The organism is Flavimaribacter sediminis (assembly GCF_019492055.1).
Classification (GTDB): Bacteria; Pseudomonadota; Alphaproteobacteria; order Rhizobiales; family Rhizobiaceae; genus Flavimaribacter; species Flavimaribacter sediminis.
In genome coordinates this window covers 1,082,539-1,098,018 of sequence record NZ_JAICBX010000002.1, presented here as the reverse complement: position 1 = coordinate 1,098,018, position 15,480 = coordinate 1,082,539, and the positions used below count along the sequence as shown (strand labels likewise).

16 protein-coding genes are annotated in these 15,480 nt (G+C 59.5%); 8 read left to right on the top strand and 8 right to left on the bottom strand.

Translation table 11 applies throughout. From position 1 onward, the window contains the following. Positions 1-320: 320 nt before the first annotated feature. Together K1W69_RS13380 and K1W69_RS13375 are read right to left on the bottom strand one after the other, a co-directional pair. Positions 321-1,532: a cytochrome P450 gene (locus tag K1W69_RS13380; protein ID WP_220228832.1), complete on the bottom strand. Its 1,212-nt coding sequence runs from the start codon at positions 1,530-1,532 to the stop codon at positions 321-323. A gap of 25 nt (positions 1,533-1,557) precedes the next feature. After that, complete coding sequence (locus K1W69_RS13375) at positions 1,558-1,965, bottom strand: carboxymuconolactone decarboxylase family protein (RefSeq protein ID WP_220228831.1); 408 nt, start codon at positions 1,963-1,965, stop codon at positions 1,558-1,560. A 122-nt stretch (positions 1,966-2,087) separates the two neighbouring features. Between K1W69_RS13375 and K1W69_RS13370 the strand changes: the two genes are divergently transcribed. Beyond that, positions 2,088-2,771, top strand: a complete 684-nt coding sequence (locus tag K1W69_RS13370; protein WP_220228830.1) for a GntR family transcriptional regulator — start codon at positions 2,088-2,090, stop codon at positions 2,769-2,771. 34 nt (positions 2,772-2,805) lie between these two features. On the opposite strand, the gene K1W69_RS13365 is transcribed toward K1W69_RS13370, so the two are convergent. The 4 genes from K1W69_RS13365 to K1W69_RS13350 form a co-directional block, all read right to left on the bottom strand. Next, positions 2,806-3,561, bottom strand: a complete 756-nt coding sequence (locus K1W69_RS13365) for an SDR family NAD(P)-dependent oxidoreductase (protein ID WP_220228829.1) — start codon at positions 3,559-3,561, stop codon at positions 2,806-2,808. 40 nt (positions 3,562-3,601) lie between these two features. Beyond that, the gene (locus K1W69_RS13360) at positions 3,602-4,390 is read right to left on the bottom strand and encodes an SDR family NAD(P)-dependent oxidoreductase (RefSeq protein WP_220228828.1); all 789 of its coding nucleotides are present in this window, start codon (positions 4,388-4,390) and stop codon (positions 3,602-3,604) included. Positions 4,391-4,392: 2 nt separating this feature from the next. Then, on the bottom strand, positions 4,393-5,577 hold the full coding sequence (locus tag K1W69_RS13355) for a serine hydrolase domain-containing protein (protein WP_220228827.1): 1,185 nt from the start codon (positions 5,575-5,577) through the stop codon (positions 4,393-4,395). Between the two features lie 77 nt (positions 5,578-5,654). Then, entirely contained in the window at positions 5,655-6,455 is an 801-nt protein-coding gene (locus tag K1W69_RS13350) for an N-acyl homoserine lactonase family protein (RefSeq protein WP_220228826.1), read from the bottom strand. A gap of 143 nt (positions 6,456-6,598) precedes the next feature. Here K1W69_RS13350 and K1W69_RS13345 point away from each other — a divergent pair, with 143 nt between their 5' ends. From K1W69_RS13345 to K1W69_RS13315, 7 genes are all read left to right on the top strand, one after another. Further along, on the top strand, positions 6,599-7,615 hold the full coding sequence (locus K1W69_RS13345) for a TRAP transporter substrate-binding protein (RefSeq protein ID WP_220228825.1): 1,017 nt from the start codon (positions 6,599-6,601) through the stop codon (positions 7,613-7,615). Positions 7,616-7,688: 73 nt separating this feature from the next. Continuing rightward, complete coding sequence (locus K1W69_RS13340) at positions 7,689-8,207, top strand: TRAP transporter small permease subunit (RefSeq protein ID WP_220228824.1); 519 nt, start codon at positions 7,689-7,691, stop codon at positions 8,205-8,207. Next, positions 8,200-9,516 (top strand): TRAP transporter large permease, encoded by a 1,317-nt coding sequence (locus K1W69_RS13335; RefSeq protein WP_220228823.1) that lies wholly within the window; start codon positions 8,200-8,202, stop codon positions 9,514-9,516. Before K1W69_RS13340 ends, K1W69_RS13335 begins: the two co-directional genes overlap by 8 nt. A gap of 23 nt (positions 9,517-9,539) precedes the next feature. Further along, positions 9,540-10,469 (top strand): NAD(P)-dependent oxidoreductase, encoded by a 930-nt coding sequence (locus K1W69_RS13330; protein WP_220228822.1) that lies wholly within the window; start codon positions 9,540-9,542, stop codon positions 10,467-10,469. Then, a complete protein-coding gene (locus K1W69_RS13325) occupies positions 10,466-11,182 on the top strand; it encodes an SDR family oxidoreductase (RefSeq protein WP_258571028.1) in 717 nt (238 codons plus the stop codon). Before K1W69_RS13330 ends, K1W69_RS13325 begins: the two co-directional genes overlap by 4 nt. Positions 11,183-11,489: 307 nt before the next feature. Continuing rightward, the gene (locus K1W69_RS13320; protein WP_220228820.1) at positions 11,490-12,623 is read left to right on the top strand and encodes a TAXI family TRAP transporter solute-binding subunit; all 1,134 of its coding nucleotides are present in this window, start codon (positions 11,490-11,492) and stop codon (positions 12,621-12,623) included. Between the two features lie 110 nt (positions 12,624-12,733). Then, entirely contained in the window at positions 12,734-13,189 is a 456-nt protein-coding gene (locus K1W69_RS13315) for a MaoC family dehydratase (RefSeq protein ID WP_220228819.1), read from the top strand. Positions 13,190-13,197: 8 nt separating this feature from the next. On the opposite strand, the gene K1W69_RS13310 is transcribed toward K1W69_RS13315, so the two are convergent. Next, complete coding sequence (locus K1W69_RS13310) at positions 13,198-13,947, bottom strand: SDR family NAD(P)-dependent oxidoreductase (RefSeq protein WP_220228818.1); 750 nt, start codon at positions 13,945-13,947, stop codon at positions 13,198-13,200. Continuing rightward, a complete protein-coding gene (locus K1W69_RS13305) occupies positions 13,944-15,473 on the bottom strand; it encodes a class I adenylate-forming enzyme family protein (protein ID WP_220228817.1) in 1,530 nt (509 codons plus the stop codon). The genes K1W69_RS13310 and K1W69_RS13305 overlap by 4 nt, the downstream gene beginning before the upstream one ends. Positions 15,474-15,480: the final 7 nt, after the last annotated feature.

Below are 15,480 nucleotides of genomic sequence, written 5' to 3'. Positions count from 1 at the left end.
CGTTGTCGCCGCTCCGAATTGCGGAGCCAACTAAAGTTTGTGTATCGTGGTGCTCGGACGCGCATTGTTCCCTAACACCCATTCCATAAATCGATTCTCGACCTGGCGCGCCACAGGCGCCAGCAGCGGAAGAACGTAGCATTTCCGCGCCCGATGCATGAAACTGCCGATTCCGACCACTTCTGCTAACCTGCCCTGTCGTTATGGCTTATCAGCACATTTCGGACGGGTATTGATTAAGAAAATAAACTTGTTAAATTTCCGGGATCATATTCGAATGGGGGCATAAAGAGTCCGTATCGTGGCAGCGCTATGAGTAACTAATGTAGCTTTGCCCTGAGCCTGCCGGTCTCGGTGACGGCGTTGGTCACCGTGCGGGTCCATTCCTGGCTCAGGCTGATGTGTGGAAAACGGATCCGTAGCGCCCGGACGACCTCGTGGATCTCCATGCGCGCCAGGGTTTGGCCGAGGCAGCTGTAGGGGCCGCCGCCGAACTGGAGCGATCGCTTAAGATCCCTGTCGAATTGGAATTTCTCAGGCGCCTGGAACATCGCTTCATCGCGGTTTGCAGACCGCAGGGAAATGAAAACCCAAGTGCCTGCCGGTAAGTCCAGCGCGTTCAGCCGGGTTTCCGCCTCCGCAAAGCGGAAGATCGTGCCGAAACGCGGGTTCAGACGCATTGCCTCTTCCACGCCGGGCTGAAGCAGCGTCTCGTCGGAAACGATCGCTCGCCACCGGTTGGGGTCCTCCAGCAGTGTGCCGAGCACCAGACCGATCTGGTGAACGGTATTGTCAACGCTGGCTTGCAGGAGGGCAATCCCCTCGTAGATCATTTCATCTTCGGTCTGATGACCGTCCAGAAACTGACGAATCATGATGGAAGAAAAATCCTCCCCCAGACCCGATCTCCGCCTCGATTCCAGATGTTCCTTGACGAAATCATAGGTGCAGTAGAACGCGTCGATCGATTCCTGGCGTCGCGAGACATCCGACGTCAGGATGGGGGCAAGCGTGCTGTCCGAGAGATGGGCTGCGAAGGCTGCCTTTTCGATCGGGGCAGCCACCAGATGACAATAGACCCGCGACGGTATTTTCCAAGCCAGAGCCTCCATAAGATCAACTTCCGGCCCGGTCCCAAACTCGTCAAGAACGTTGTCAACGATCTTGCGGATGGCCGTTTGCAGTTGTTTCAGGTGCGGGCCTAGGAGAAGTTTCACGAATGGCTTGCGCAAGTTGCGGCGACGCCCACCCTCGGTGGTTACGAGCATCCGGTTCCAGCATTCCCTGATCTCGCTTCCCTCGGTAATTCCGATGTCATCCAGCCGCCGCTGAAAGGTGGCGCCTTTCCCAAGATCCCGATGTTCGAGGACGTCGACGGCCTGTCGATAACGCAACACCTCGACACCGCGGTCGCTCCGCACCGCCCAGCCTGACTGCCTCAACCGTGCGAGCTGATCGACATCCTCTCCGATTTCCGGAACATGAGGAAGATCGGAGAGCGTCAGCGCCTGATTTTCAGGATCATGCCTCAAGTTTTCCTCCTGCTAAGGCGGCTTGTCAACGCCATCCGTCGGGCTTCATTTCCGACAGGACTTCGTTGGCTGCCTTAAAGGCGTCCAAACCGGCGGGAATGCCACAGTAGACCGTCGCGTGAAGGAGGATCTCGCGAATTTCCTCGACGCTCACACCGTTGTTGATGGCGCCGCGTACGTGAAGCTTGATTTCCGCAGCCCGGTTGAGCGCCGTCAGCATGGCGAGATTGAGCATGCTCCGGGTCTTCAGATCCAGCGTGTCCCTGCCCCAGGCATAGCCCCAGCACCACTCTGTCGTGATGTGCTGGAACGCCATCATGAAGTTATTAGCCGAATCCAGTGAACGGTCTACATATTCGGCGCCCAGCACCTGGCGGCGAAGCGACAGCCCCTCTTCGAAGAGATCACCAACGGTTTTGTTTTTGTCAGTCATGAGACCCTCTTGTTTTTTGACATACAACATACGGTATGGCAGGAAACATCTGAATGTTTTCCGCCAGTGGATCGTAAGATTCGCAACATGGCCCACATATTTGCGTACAGGGAGCTCACGGAATGACCGCCAAAAACGATATGTCCATGCGTGTGCAAACGTTGCCGGGCTTGCGGGAGCAGGTTGCCGAGCGGCTGCGCATGGCGATCGCGACTGGGCGGTTTCCGGCCGGAGCAAGGCTTATCGAACGCGAACTCTGTGAAATGATGGGGGTTTCCCGCACCTCTCTTCGGGAGGCGCTTCGCGAGTTGCAGGCCGACGGTCTCATCACGCTTCAGCCAAACCGGGGCCTGAGCGTCAGTGTTGTCAGCGAGAAGACGGCGCGGTCCATATACGAGGTTCGGGCGACGCTGGAGGGTCTGGCGGCGAGGCTTTTTGCCCGCAGCGCCACGGAAGAACAGATCAAGGCCCTGCATGAAAGTGTCGACCATCTTGCGCAGGTCTATGACAACTTCTCGGCCGAAGCGTTCATAGCCGCCAAGACCCGCTTCTACGACATTCTTCTTGAGGGCGCAGGGAACGAAGTGGCGGCTGAAATGCTTCGCCGCATTCACACGCGCGTATCGCAACTTCGCGTAGTTTCGTTGTCCAGCGAGGAACGCGCCCGTCAGTCGATCAGGGAACTGCGTGATTTTGTATCCGCTCTGGAAGACAGGGATGAACAACGGGCTTTCGATATCTGCGTGGCGCATGTCCAGGCTGCGGCCAAGGCCGCGATGAAGACCATATCGACGCGTGAAGACTGAGTTCGGAGGCGTGACGGGACGGGTTTGCATGGGATTACATTGACTTGACCGAGATGCCACCATCGACATGTAGTATTTCACCCGTAATGAATGACGCTTCGCGGCTCACAAGAAAGGCGATTGCAGAGGCGATCTCCTCCTCCGTACCCAATCTGCCCAAGGGTGTCTGCGCACGGCGCTTCGCGTAACCTGCCTCGTCGACGATGGCTCTCGCGCCGGGGGTCGGCACGGCGCCGGGCGTCACCGCATTTACGCGAATCCCCTGCGGCCCCAGTTCGACGGCAAGTTGTCGCGTCAGGGCGGCGATCGCGCCTTTCACGGCCGTATAGGACGCGGTGTTCGCTGTCCCCAGATCCGCCACTGGGGAAGCGATGTTGACGACCGCGGCAGGTTGATCTTCGCGGTGCGCCAACAGTGCCTGAACACCCCAGAAAGCGCCCTTGACCCCGACCGCCAACATGCGCTCGAGCGTCTCGTCCCGCACATTCTCGACCGGTTCGTATCGAATCCAGATCGCATCGTTGACGACCCCGGTCATTGGTCCGTACGTGGAAGTCAGCCGGGCAGCTGCATGGAAAATCGCCGACCGATCAGCGGCATCGGCCACCAGTGCGATCGCCTTGCCGCCGGAATCTTCAACAGAGCGGACGGAGGTCGCAGCCAGTTCTTCCGATATGTCGAACACGCCGACGGCGGCGCCCCGGCGGGCCAGAGTCAGCGCCGCAGCTGCGCCTATGCCGCGTCCGGCGCCGGTTACCAGGACTACCTGGCCAGAAAGATCACCCGTCATTTCGTTCTCCACGCATCAAGGTTGCCAGATCCTGGTGCAATCATCGTTCCATCGGCTCGGGCACACCACCGTAAAGCCCCCAGAGCTGGGTAGCGAGCGTGCCGGAATCAACCGGCAACTCGATACCCGTAATCGCGCCTGCATCCTCCGACAGGAGGAAAGCGATCGCATTGGCGACCTCCTCCGGGCGAACCAGTCGACCGAGCGCAGTCTCGCGGATCATAGTGTCGGGATTGCGCTCGCCCCTCGCATAGCTGGCTTCCACGGCGGGTGTACGGGTCGGGCCTGGACAGACGCAATTGACCCGTATGCCGCTACGGCCCCAGGCCACGGCGAGATTCCGTGAAATATTGATGATTGCGGCCTTTGTCGGGCCATAGGCCTGAAGCGGGCTGGAGTTGAACGCCGTGATCGAACCGACGGTAACGATCGATCCGGAACGGCGCTCCAACATCCCTCTGCCGAAGCAGGTGAGGGTACGAAACGTGCCGGTCAGATTGACCCTGAGTATGTCCTCCCACTCGGCGTAATCCTGCGATTCGGGCCGATGCGGATTTTCCAGGTGCGCCGCGACCGCGGCAAGTCCCTGACATGGTCCGACCTCGCGTTCGACGAAGGCTGCCGCCTCTTCGATACTTCTCTCGTCCGCAAGGTCGATGGCATGTGCGACTGCGCCATGTCGTTCGGCGACGGCCCTTGCCTGATCGATATCGATGTCCAGAACGACAACCTGCCAGCCATCAGAACGAAGACGCCTGACGCAAGCTTCTCCTATTCCGCCGGCGCCGCCAGTAACTGCCGCGACCGGAGCGTGGTCACCACCGGACATGATCATAGAACCTCGTACAGGGCTTCGATGATCCTGCGCGCCCGCGGACCGTTGTCACCGCGCGCATGCATCTTGTTGCAGGCATAGGCAAATCCGATATGCGCCTCGGGATCTCCGAAACCGATGGAGCCGCCAAAGCCGTGATGCCCGAAGGAACGCATCTGTGGGCCCATCCAGACCGATACAGGCGTATTCAGAAGCACTCCGCGCGCCTGGTGATATGGCCGCTCCTGCATCCGTTCAGTCTGGTTGTGCTGCTCGGTCAGCATGTCTTTGATTGTTTCCGGCCGCATCAGCCGGACGCCGTCGATTTCGCCACCACGGGATATGGCGGCATAGACACGAGCGACGGCGCGCGGATTGCCGTGGCCGCTGGCGCTGGTGATCTCGGCGCGTCGCCAGGCGGTCGAGTTCAACGTGACTGGCATAGGCTCATCGGGAAACTGTGTGAAACCCTTCGCGATCAGTGCGTCGGGATCGGTGTCGCGACGCGCCAGAAGGGTGCCTTCGACTGTCGGAACCAGGGTAGCGCAACGGTTTAGATCGGCATCGGAAAGATTGCCGTACTGGTAATCCATGCCAAGCGGGCCAGTCACCTCATCGGCGATGAATGCGGGAAACCGCTTGCCGGTTACGCGGCGCACGATCTCACCGAGAATGTTGCCCTGGGTATGGATATGATAGGCGGCGACGGTTCCGGGCTCCCACAAAGGCGCCTGCCGCTCCAGCGCTCCGACAATTGCATCGCAATCGAAGATGGCTCCGCGCCACATCGGCTCGAGCACGACCGGCAAGCCGGCGGTGTGATCGAGCACATGGCGCACGAGAACGCGTTCCTTGCCGTTACGCGCGAATTCCGGCCAGTATTCCGCGACTGGCATGTCCGGATCCACCTGCCCGCGATCGATCAGAATGTTGAACGCCATGCCGGCTATGCCCTTGGCGACGGACATCATGCAGACGATCGTGTCCTCGTTCCACGGCTTTGCATAGTCGGCGTCGCGGTAGCCGCCCCAGACGTCAATGACCTTGCGGCCGTCGACATAGATTGTGGTTGCTGAACCTATCTCTTCTTCATCGACGTAGTTGGCGGCAAATGCGTCGGCGACAGCTTCAAAAGCATCGTCGCACCAGCCGTGGATCTGAAACTCGTGTCCGCGCACAGACAGCGTTTTTTCTACCTGCATGGGTCCTCCCGAGGGACGTAAATCAATAACCAAGCGGATATCAGTTTGTATGACAGTATGTCAACACTACAGTCGACTCATCGTTTTGGTGGGAGATCCAGCCGCACGATGTCGGGGACCTCGGGATTCGGCGCCGGCCATCGCAAACGGACCTCCGGGTCGTGACCCGGAATGAGGAGATCGGGTTGTCCGCCTGCCAGGTCCTCGCAGAGGCGATACCCCTCCAGCATGTCGCCAACATGGAACACAAGTGGAAACGGAGCCCTGCGCGCGCGGTTCTCCGTGAAATGAAACGCGTCTGAAGCGAGCACCAGCGGTCCGCGTTCGGTCTCGACCCGCACCGCCTGCAAACCGCCGGTATGCCCGCCAACCCGATGCAGGGTGATACCGGGCGCGAGTTCCGACGTTCCCTCGTGAAAGCGTACGCGCCCCCCATGAACGAGACCGACGGCCTGCATGACATCGCGCACGTTGAACGGCGCGCTGAGGCAGGCATGACACATGAAGCGCCCGGTCGCATAGCGCATTTCCTCGTCCTGAAGATGGAATGTCGCTGAGGGAAAGGCTCCAAGGGATCCGGCGTGGTCATAGTGAAGATGCGTCAGGATGACGTCCCGCACCTTTGACGCATCGACACCTGCCTTGGCGAGGATCTCTACCGGCTGGTGAATCAAGCGGCGGCCGCGTTGTTGAGCCGATTCTGTATCGAAACCGGTGTCCACCACAATCTCACGCTCGTGCCCGCGTATCAGCCAGATGTAGTAATCCAGCGGCATTGCGCCGGCATGGAGATCCATCCCCGGCAGAAAATTCTCTGATCGGGGTCGATCCGGTTCGGTTGCGGCGTAGCGAAGCGCGAAAACTTCATAGGCGGGCATTTAGGTCTCCTCCATTTCGACAACTCCATCACTTGAATTACCATACCGTCATGCTGTATGACAAACTGTCTTTGTGGCAAAATCGGCATAGGCCGGCTTTGCCGGGGACGGCACAATCAAATATGAATCCCGGGAGGACCCCAATGAGAATCCTACACCTCTTGACGCCGGTCGCGGCGCTTTGCGCATTTGCGCTTTCGCCGGCAAACGCCCAAGACTATCCGGAAATGACTCTTCGCTATTCGTCGAACATCCCGGAAGTGGTCAACACATCCGAAATCGACAAGTACTTTTCGTCCGAAATCGAGAAGCGCAGCGGCGGCGCGATCAAAATCCAGCATTTCTGGGCCAACACACTAGGTGGAGAGGCCGAGATCGTCGACCTGGTCGGTTCCGGTGCGATCGATTTCGGCCTCATAGTCATGGGCAACCAGCAGGCGCGTATGCCATTCGCCGCTGTGACGAATGCGCTGCCTTTTACCTTCACCGATGGACCGAAACTGAACGAATTGACGCGTGACATCTTCAACAACAATCCTACCGTCAAGGCTGAACTGGATGCCGCCAACTTGCATCCGCTGCTATACCGCTATCTGCCGGACTACCGCCTCTACTGCAACGAGCCCCTTAAGACGCTGGGCGATCTGAAGAACAAGAAGGTACGGTCCTATGGATCGTTCGTGCCGATCATGTTCGAATCAATCGGTGCGGTTCCGGTCAACGTTCCGCCGGTCGAAATGATCCAGGCGATGCAATCGGGCGCGATGGACTGCACCTATATGTTTAATTCCGCCGTAAAGGCGTTCAAGGTCGATCAGGTCGCCGAATACGGCACCGACATCAGTTTCGGCGTCATCAGTGCGCATACGCTGTTCGTTTCAAAATCGAAGTGGGAATCATGGCCGGACAACGTCCGCGCCCTCATTGAGGAAGTCGCGGCGGATGCCGAGACATACGGAAACGAACTGATAGCGGAGGCTGAAAGCAAGGCAGTCGCCGGCCTCGAGGAATCGGGAATGGAGATTATCGAGTTCCAGGAGAAGGACGCGCTCAATGCTGCTGTTCCGGACATGCTGGAAATCTGGACTGCCAAAATGGGCGAACTCGGCAAGAGTGACGAGGCAAAGGAACTCGCAGACTACATTCGTGAAAACAAGTAATCAAACCTTGATGACAGGCGGCGAAACGGACAGGATCGTCGCCTGTTGCCATGTTGAATAAATGGTTGCCTGAATGCGGATACTTGCCGGACTTGATTATCTGTTACGCCGGATATCCCATCTGGGATTTCTTGTTGCGTCAACACTGTTGCTCTTCGTCGGCGTCATGGGCGCCGCGGACGTCGTTTCGACCAATCTCCTCCTCAGACCCATACCGGGAATGGTGGAGCTCTCTGGGGCCCTGCTGGCGGTGATCGTGTTTCTGGGCCTCGCGGAAGCGCAGGCGCAGGGCTCCAATATCATCATCGATGTCGCGACCCAGCACCTCGGACCAACTTCAAAACGTCTTGCGGCCATCTTCTCCCTGGCGATCGGCACGATCTTCATGGCGCTGATCGCTTTTAAAGCGACCAAGCTTGCCGGCACCGCGTGGCAGTTCAACGAGACGGCGCTCGGCGCTTTGGCCTTCCCGGTTGCGCCCTTCAAGAGCGTCGCCTGCTTCGGTGCGTGGCTGTCAGTCGCTGAATTTGCCCGACAGCTCGCTTACCGGCTGGCCGGCATCGAGATCCCCGGAGACCGCGACCATGATTGATCCGCTGGCCATGGGACTGATCGCAATTGCCGCGATGCTGATCCTGTCGGTCGCCGGCGTACCGGTCGGCATCGCCATGGGATCGGTAGCAGTCGTCGGCCTGTGGATTACAGGCGGATCCGCATTTGCGCTCGGCGTCCTGACCAACCTCCCCTTCGCGACTGCATCCGACTACAGCTTCGTCGTGATACCCATGTTCGTACTCATGGGGGCCATCGCATCATCATCCGGCATCACGCAGGAACTCTTCGGATTCAGCAACCTTATACTGCGATCGCGCCGCGGGGCTCTCTACCAGGCGACGATCCTGGCGTCAGCCGGCTTCGCCGCTATCTCCGGATCGACTCTGGTCAATGCCGCGCTCTTCACCCGGATCGCACTTTCCGAAATGCTGAAACTGGGCTACGACCGGGCTTACTCTGCCGGCTGCATTGCGGCAGCGGGCACGATCGCTGCGCTCATCCCACCCTCCATCAGTTTCGTCATCTACGGTCTCCTGACCGGTGAATCCGTTGCCGAATTGCTGATCGCCGGCGTCGTACCCGGCATCCTTACGGCGGCGACCTACATGATCGGCACAAGCATCCTGGTCAGGGTTCGCAAGAACATCGCACCCGAGCCACAGACGCGCGCGAAGTTGCGGGAAATCGGCGTGAGCGCCAGAGCCCTCTGGGCGACGTTCCTTCTTGCCGCCGTCGTCATCGGCGGCATCTATCTCGGATTCACGACGCCCTCCGGCGCAGGCGCACTGGGTGCTATCGGCGCAGTCGTCATCGCGCTTGCCCGACGTCGACTCTCGCGCGAGGCTTTCGCCAGTTGCCTGCGCTCAAGCGCGGGTGTTACGGCGGCCCTGTTCATGGTCATCATCGGCGGCCTGATGTTCACTCGCTTCTTCCTCGTTGCCGGTACTGTGACTTCCGCCACCGACCTGCTGCAGTCCTTCGAACTGTCACCCATCATATTCATTATACTGCTGGTGTTCGTCTTCATGGTGCTCGGCATGTTCATGGACCCGCTTGCCATGCAGGTAATGACCCTGCCGTTCGTCTATCCAATGGTGACGTCGCTGGGCTACGATGGCATATGGTTCGGCGTTATCATGGTCAAGCTGGTTGAACTCGCGGTTCTGACGCCGCCAGTGGGAATGAACCTGTTCGCAGTAATCGGCGCCTCGGAAGGCAAGGTCTCATTGTCCGATATCTATCGCGGAATACTCCCGTTTATCGTCATGGAAGCGCTCGTACTTGTTCTGCTGATTTCCTTCCCGGAACTCTCGCTGTGGCTTCCGGAACAAATGTTCTCGAATTGAACTGAAGAGAGAAAGAAGGCTCCATGCAAGAAAATCTTCCCAGGATCGGTTTCATCGGACTTGGCGCGATGGGAAAGCCGATGGCCAGATGCATTGCCAATGCGGGCTACAGCCTAACGGTTCTCGACGCCGACATGCAGCTTACGGAAAACGCCGCGCAAGATCTGCAAGCGGCGGCCGCGTCATCCGCCTCGGCCCTCGCCCAAGATTCCGATATCGTCGTGACCATGTTGCCAAACAGCGCCATCGTGAGCGAGGTCCTGAGCAGACCGAACGGGGTCTTTGCGGGACTGACGAAGGGTGGGCTGATCCTCGAAATGTCGAGCGGCGTCCCGGACATGACGAAAGAACTTGCCGCTACAGCAGAAAGAGCCGGGCTCGTCCTGCTGGATGCCCCCGTTTCCGGAGGCGTGCCTCGCGCCAGGACAGGCGAACTGGCGATCATGGTCGGTGGTGAGGACACGCCTTTCGAGGGCGCCAGGGCAGTGCTGGAAACAATGGGAACGGTGATGCGAACCGGACCGGTCGGCTCTGCTCACGCCATGAAGGCGCTGAACAATCTTGTGAGCGCCGGCGGTTTCCTGATTGGCGTCGAGGCGCTCCTGATCGGCTCGCGCTTCGGGCTCGACCCCTCCGTTATGGTCGACGTGCTCAATGCATCGACCGGTATGAACAATTCGACCCAGAAGAAATTCAAGCAATATGTGCTTTCGCGCAAGTTCGACGCCGGATTCGGGCTTGACCTTATGGTGAAGGATCTTGGCATTGCCCTGGGCGTCGCCGAGACGACGGAAACCGCCGCGCCGCTGGCCGGCCTGTGCCGGGAGATCTGGCGCGGCGCCCAGAAATATCTCGGTCCGGGCCAGGACCACACTGCGATGGCGCAGTTTTGTGAAATGATGGCGGGCAGCGTTCTGGAGGACTCTGACGAACGGGGTAATGCGAAAAAATGATCGAGGAGCGGCTGGATGGGCGGAGTGTCGTCGTGTTCGGGGGATCATCAGGTGTTGGACTGGCGGTTGCACAACGCGCTTCCCTTCTCGGCGGAACGGTCACCATTGCTTCGCGCAATCGGCAGCGCCTTGCCGCAGCGGCGGCGCAATGTGACGGGCTGGAAACCGCTTCGGTCGATGTGCGGGACGCGGATGCCGTCGCAAAGTTTTTCACAGGCAGAGATCCGTTTGACCACGTCGTGGTGTCGGCAGCAGAGCTTTCGACTTCAACGCTGCGAGACAGGCCCCTTTCTGAGGCCCGCGCTGCCGTGGAGAGTAAATTGTGGGGCGCGATCCATGTCGCCCACTCCGCCCGCATTCGCGACACCGGAAGCCTGACCCTGGTCTCGGGCATGCTCGGCGTGAGGCCATCGGGCGCAGCTACAATGCTCAGCGTTATCAATGCCGGCCTGGATACGCTGGCCAAGGCTCTCGCAACGGAAATGGCGCCGATACGGGTTAACTGCGCATCTCCGGGTCGGTTGGACACACCGTGGTGGGACCACTTATCGGACAGCCAGAGACACGACTTATTCTCCAAAACCGCCGCCGCATTGCCGGTCAAACGAGTTGGCACGGCTGACGAAGTGGCGGCTCAGATCATTCATCTAATGCTCAATGGCTTCTTGTCCGGCAGCGTCGTGCAGATCGACGGAGGCGGAAGCGCCGCCTGACACATGAAGAGGAATACGTCCGATGCGCGGATGATTTCGATCTCGGTGATGGAGTTTACCTTTCTCCGGAGCGAATAGGTTTGCGGATGGTTCGACGCGATCCTCCTTGTTGTCGAAGAAGCTTTGATCAAAGTCGGGGAATGGGTAGAGACAAACGTGGTCTTTGGGAGAGACCGGCGTGGGCGCAGAGCGTTTCGTGATGCGGAACGCTGGCCAATCAGGGATTACACCTCCTGTCCAATCACTCTACGATCCGCATCTGAATAATGCGGTTACTTAAACTGCACGTATTAAAGGGAGGATCAGTATGAAAACTGTTCATGCACTACTGGCAGGCGCAATGCTTTTTGCCGGGTCGGCTTTCACGGATGCGGCGGCCCAGGAGATTGAACTGCCGTCCACGGTGTCCTGGACGTCCTATGACGTCGGATCGTCGGGCTATGTCCAGGCTGTCGCCATCGGCGCCGCATTGAGCGACGCCTATTCGACCAACCTGCGCGTGCTTCCGGCGACGAGCGATGTTGCGCGCGTTCTTCCGGTCAAGCAGGGGCGGGTCGATTTTGCGCTCCTCGGTTCGGAATCCTTCAATGCCGTGGAAGGGACAGTCGCCTTCGCCGACCCGCAACTGGGTCCGCAGCAACTTCAGATGCTCTACGGCGCAAACTCCGACAACTGCTTCACGCTCGCCCTGCAGGGCGATCTGACGGTCAGCGGTCCTGACGATCTGCGTGGCAAGCGCCTCGGGTGGGTGGTCGGATCTCCGGCGCTGCAGGCAAACGTCGCAGCCTTCCTCGCATTCTACGGCCTGACATGGGACGACGTCGAAAAGGTTGACGTTCCAAGTTTCGCCGGATCCTGGGAAGCGTTTCTCAATGGCCAGGTCGACGCGATCACGACATTGACGACCGTGTCCTTCGCGACCCAGGCTGCAGCTTCGCCGTCCGGCCTCAACTGGTTGGCGCTGCCTGCTTCCGACAAGGAAGGATGGGAAAAGCTGCGCATGATCAAGCCGCAATTCGCACCGCGCGTCGGCACCGCCGGAGCAAACATGTCGAAGGACAAGTCGGTCGAATGCGCCGGTTTCCCGTTCCCGGTGCTGCTCGCCTATCCGGATCAGGACGAGGACATGATCTACAATCTGACAAAGGCGATTGACCTGCAGTACGATGAATTCGTGACCGCCGAGCCGAGCCTAGTCGGCTGGGCAGCCGATCGTCAGAACTTCCAGTGGAATGCGCCTTATCATGCTGGCGCCGTTCGCTACTGGAAGGAAAAAGGACTGTGGACCGATGCCGACACCGACTACAATGAAGCTCTGATCAAGCGCCAGGACATCCTGCAAAGCGCTTGGGAAGGTCTTCCCGAAGGCGAACGCAGCGAGAAATGGTCAGAAACGAGGACCAGGGCTCTCGAAGACGCGGGACTGCCGACCTACAACTGACGCATACCGGGCAGCGCCATTGTCCGACCAATAGTGAAAATTGCAATTTTGGCGGGGTCGTTCCCCGCCATAATTATTCAGGCAAAGCGGCAAACGACAGGGAGACATGAATGGCGCAGACACGCCTGTTCGAGGATTTCGAGGTTGGTGAAACCTGGACGAGCCGCAAGGAAACCATCACCGAAGAAGACATCATCGCGTTTGCGAAGGTCAATGATCCTCAGCCAATCCATACGGATCCCGCCACAGCCGCAAAGGGTCGCTTTGGAACCGTGATTGCCAGCGGTTGGCAGATCGCGGCGCTTTCCCTTCGCCTCTTTATCGAGGATGGAGGTTACGGCGATACCCCGATGGTCGGTCTTGGCGTGGACGAACTGCGATGGCGACAGGTAGTCAAGCCTGGCGATGTCCTTGAGGTGAAGCGTGAAGTCATAGAGACGCGGCGCTCAAAATCCAGGCCCGACCGCGGAGTCATAAGGACCAGGGTCGAGGTCAGCAACCAGAACGGCGAGGTCGTCCTCTCCTTGATTTCGTCAGGGCAGGTCCCGACCCGCACGTCCGGCTAAATTGCTTGTCACGGCAGGTGTCGACCCTCGTCGACAATGATCTCGACGCCGGTTGAACTGGTCAGATGAACGACGCAGGAATAGACGGCGTCGGCGACGGCGCCGACGTCGGTGACTTTCTTGAGGGGCGTATTGGCTGCAATCTTTTCCAGTGCGCCTGGCGCACGACCCTTTACGAATTCCGTGTCGACGGCGCCGGGCGAAACGGTCATGACGCGGATTGACGGCCCCATGACCTTTGCCAGAGCAATGGTCAGGGTGTGAACGCCGGCTTTGGATGCGCAGTAGGCGAGGTTGCTGCCGGTCCCGGTCGTCGCCGCTACGGAGCCGATATTGATCACCGCCGCTTGCGGCGCGGCCCTTAACAGTGGCGCGAGTGTACGGATGACCGCAAAAGGCCCACGCAGATTGACTCGCGTGATCTCGTCGAAGAGTTCATCTGTCAGATCGTCGAGATTCGCGGCGGGAACAGGAACCGTCCGGCCGGCTGAATTGACGAGCACATCGACCTCTCCAAACTTTGCGCTGATAGTTTTGGCTGCTTCGGCAAGGCTTCCGGCGTCGTCGATCTTCATGCGGATGGCGCAATGGCCGTCACCGGCAAGGCTGGCCGCCATCGCTTCCGCCTTGTCGGCGTCCGAGTGATATCCAAGCGCAATCCGCGCGCCATGCGTTGCGAAGAGCTGCGCCGTGGCGGCGCCGATGCCGCTTGCGCCGCCTGTTACGACAACGTTTTTGCCTTCCAGTGAGTAACTCATTGCACCTGTCTGAGCGCGGGATCACGCGCCAGCTCCTGTTTCAGTATCTTGCCAATCGACGACCGTGGTAGTTCTTTCCGCAAGGCGATGCCGGCGATCTTCTGCATGCGGCCGAGTCGTTCATTCGCCCATTCCCGCAGAGCGTCAGCATGGATCCGGCTGCCTGTTCGAGGCACGACGAAGCCAAACGGCGTTTCACCCCACCGGTCGCTGGCGGCGCCGACGACAGCTGCTTCCTCCACATCTGGGTGCTGGAGCAATATACTCTCCAGATCGCCGGGATAGATGTTGAAGCCGCCGGAAATGATCATGTCCTTCTTGCGGCCCTGCAGTGTCAGAAAGCCCTCTTCGTCGAACGATCCGAGATCGCCGGACCGGAAATAGGTTTCACCATCCGGCGCGCGCCATTCAAGGGCGGCCGTCGCTTCGGGCCGGTTCCAGTATCCCCTCATCATGAAAGGCGAGCGACCGACCACCTCGCCGATCTGTCCGGTCGGCAAAAGCTCGCCATTGTCGTTGATCACGCGAATGTCGTTGTCGGGCGCCGGCCTGCCAACAGTCTGCAGCTTGTCTGGAAAACGCTTGGCGTCGAGCATGAGGGTCACGCCGCCTTCAGTCAGGCCGTAGACCTCGACGAAGCGTCCGGGCCATCGCTTCAGGATGTCCTGTTTGACAGCGATGGGCATCGGAGCGCTGGTGCTCTGCTTGACCTTGAAGGACGAGAGGTCGCGATCGTCGAAACCGGGCGAAGCCAGGATCCGCTGATACTGCACCGGCACCAGCATGGTGTGTGTCGCCTTCAGGTTTTCGGCGACCTCGAGATATCTCTCGACGTCGAACTTCGGCATCACGACGACATGGGCGCCGTGGCTGAGGCCTGCCAGAAGCGGCATGAGCGTGGTGTTGGAATAGACCGGCGTCGACAGCAGCATGACGCTGTCCGGTCCGATGTCGAACACCCGGCGCGCCGCCTGGCGGTTGCGCATGCCGTGGTCGTGGACAATGCCTTTCGGTCGCCCGGTTGTTCCGGAGCTGTATATGATATTGAAACCGCTTTCCGGATCCATGGTTAGCGGTAGCGTGCCCGGATCGCCTGCAGTCAGAAAGGCTTCGAAACTGTTTGTGGAGGCGGCCTCGCTCTGCGTAGATAACACCGGCGCGCCGCACAGTCCTTCCAGCGCGGCCTCTCCGGATGCATTTGCAACGAGCATGGCGGGGGCGCAATCCTCGATCAGGACCGCGAGATCGCGGCGGAGCAACGAGGCGGGCAGAGGCACGGCGATACAGCCCGCCGCAATGCTCCCGAGATAGGCGACGATCGCCTCGACGGAGTTGCCGGACAGAATGCCGATGCGTTGTCCAGGCGCGACGCCGGTCGCCCGCGTGCTGCTGGCAAAGCGGGCAATGCTTTCCGCGAGCCGAGGCCAGCTCAGCGTATCCTGCCCTACCGTCAGGGCTGGCCTGTCGGCAGAAGAGCGAGCGCGATCGAATAGCGCGCCCAGAATTGTTTCGTTTTGAGACCTCATGCCGTCA

Coding starts and splice junctions, on each gene's coding strand:
- K1W69_RS13375 (WP_220228831.1), bottom strand. CDS start 1,965: ATGACTGACAAAAACAAAACCGTTGGTGATCTCTTCGAAGAGGGGCTG.
- K1W69_RS13370 (WP_220228830.1), top strand. CDS start 2,088: ATGACCGCCAAAAACGATATGTCCATGCGTGTGCAAACGTTGCCGGGC.
- K1W69_RS13365 (WP_220228829.1), bottom strand. CDS start 3,561: ATGACGGGTGATCTTTCTGGCCAGGTAGTCCTGGTAACCGGCGCCGGA.
- K1W69_RS13360 (WP_220228828.1), bottom strand. CDS start 4,390: ATGTCCGGTGGTGACCACGCTCCGGTCGCGGCAGTTACTGGCGGCGCC.
- K1W69_RS13355 (WP_220228827.1), bottom strand. CDS start 5,577: ATGCAGGTAGAAAAAACGCTGTCTGTGCGCGGACACGAGTTTCAGATC.
- K1W69_RS13350 (WP_220228826.1), bottom strand. CDS start 6,455: ATGCCCGCCTATGAAGTTTTCGCGCTTCGCTACGCCGCAACCGAACCG.
- K1W69_RS13345 (WP_220228825.1), top strand. CDS start 6,599: ATGAGAATCCTACACCTCTTGACGCCGGTCGCGGCGCTTTGCGCATTT.
- K1W69_RS13340 (WP_220228824.1), top strand. CDS start 7,689: ATGCGGATACTTGCCGGACTTGATTATCTGTTACGCCGGATATCCCAT.
- K1W69_RS13335 (WP_220228823.1), top strand. CDS start 8,200: ATGATTGATCCGCTGGCCATGGGACTGATCGCAATTGCCGCGATGCTG.
- K1W69_RS13330 (WP_220228822.1), top strand. CDS start 9,540: ATGCAAGAAAATCTTCCCAGGATCGGTTTCATCGGACTTGGCGCGATG.
- K1W69_RS13325 (WP_258571028.1), top strand. CDS start 10,466: ATGATCGAGGAGCGGCTGGATGGGCGGAGTGTCGTCGTGTTCGGGGGA.
- K1W69_RS13320 (WP_220228820.1), top strand. CDS start 11,490: ATGAAAACTGTTCATGCACTACTGGCAGGCGCAATGCTTTTTGCCGGG.
- K1W69_RS13315 (WP_220228819.1), top strand. CDS start 12,734: ATGGCGCAGACACGCCTGTTCGAGGATTTCGAGGTTGGTGAAACCTGG.
- K1W69_RS13310 (WP_220228818.1), bottom strand. CDS start 13,947: ATGAGTTACTCACTGGAAGGCAAAAACGTTGTCGTAACAGGCGGCGCA.
- K1W69_RS13305 (WP_220228817.1), bottom strand. CDS start 15,473: ATGAGGTCTCAAAACGAAACAATTCTGGGCGCGCTATTCGATCGCGCT.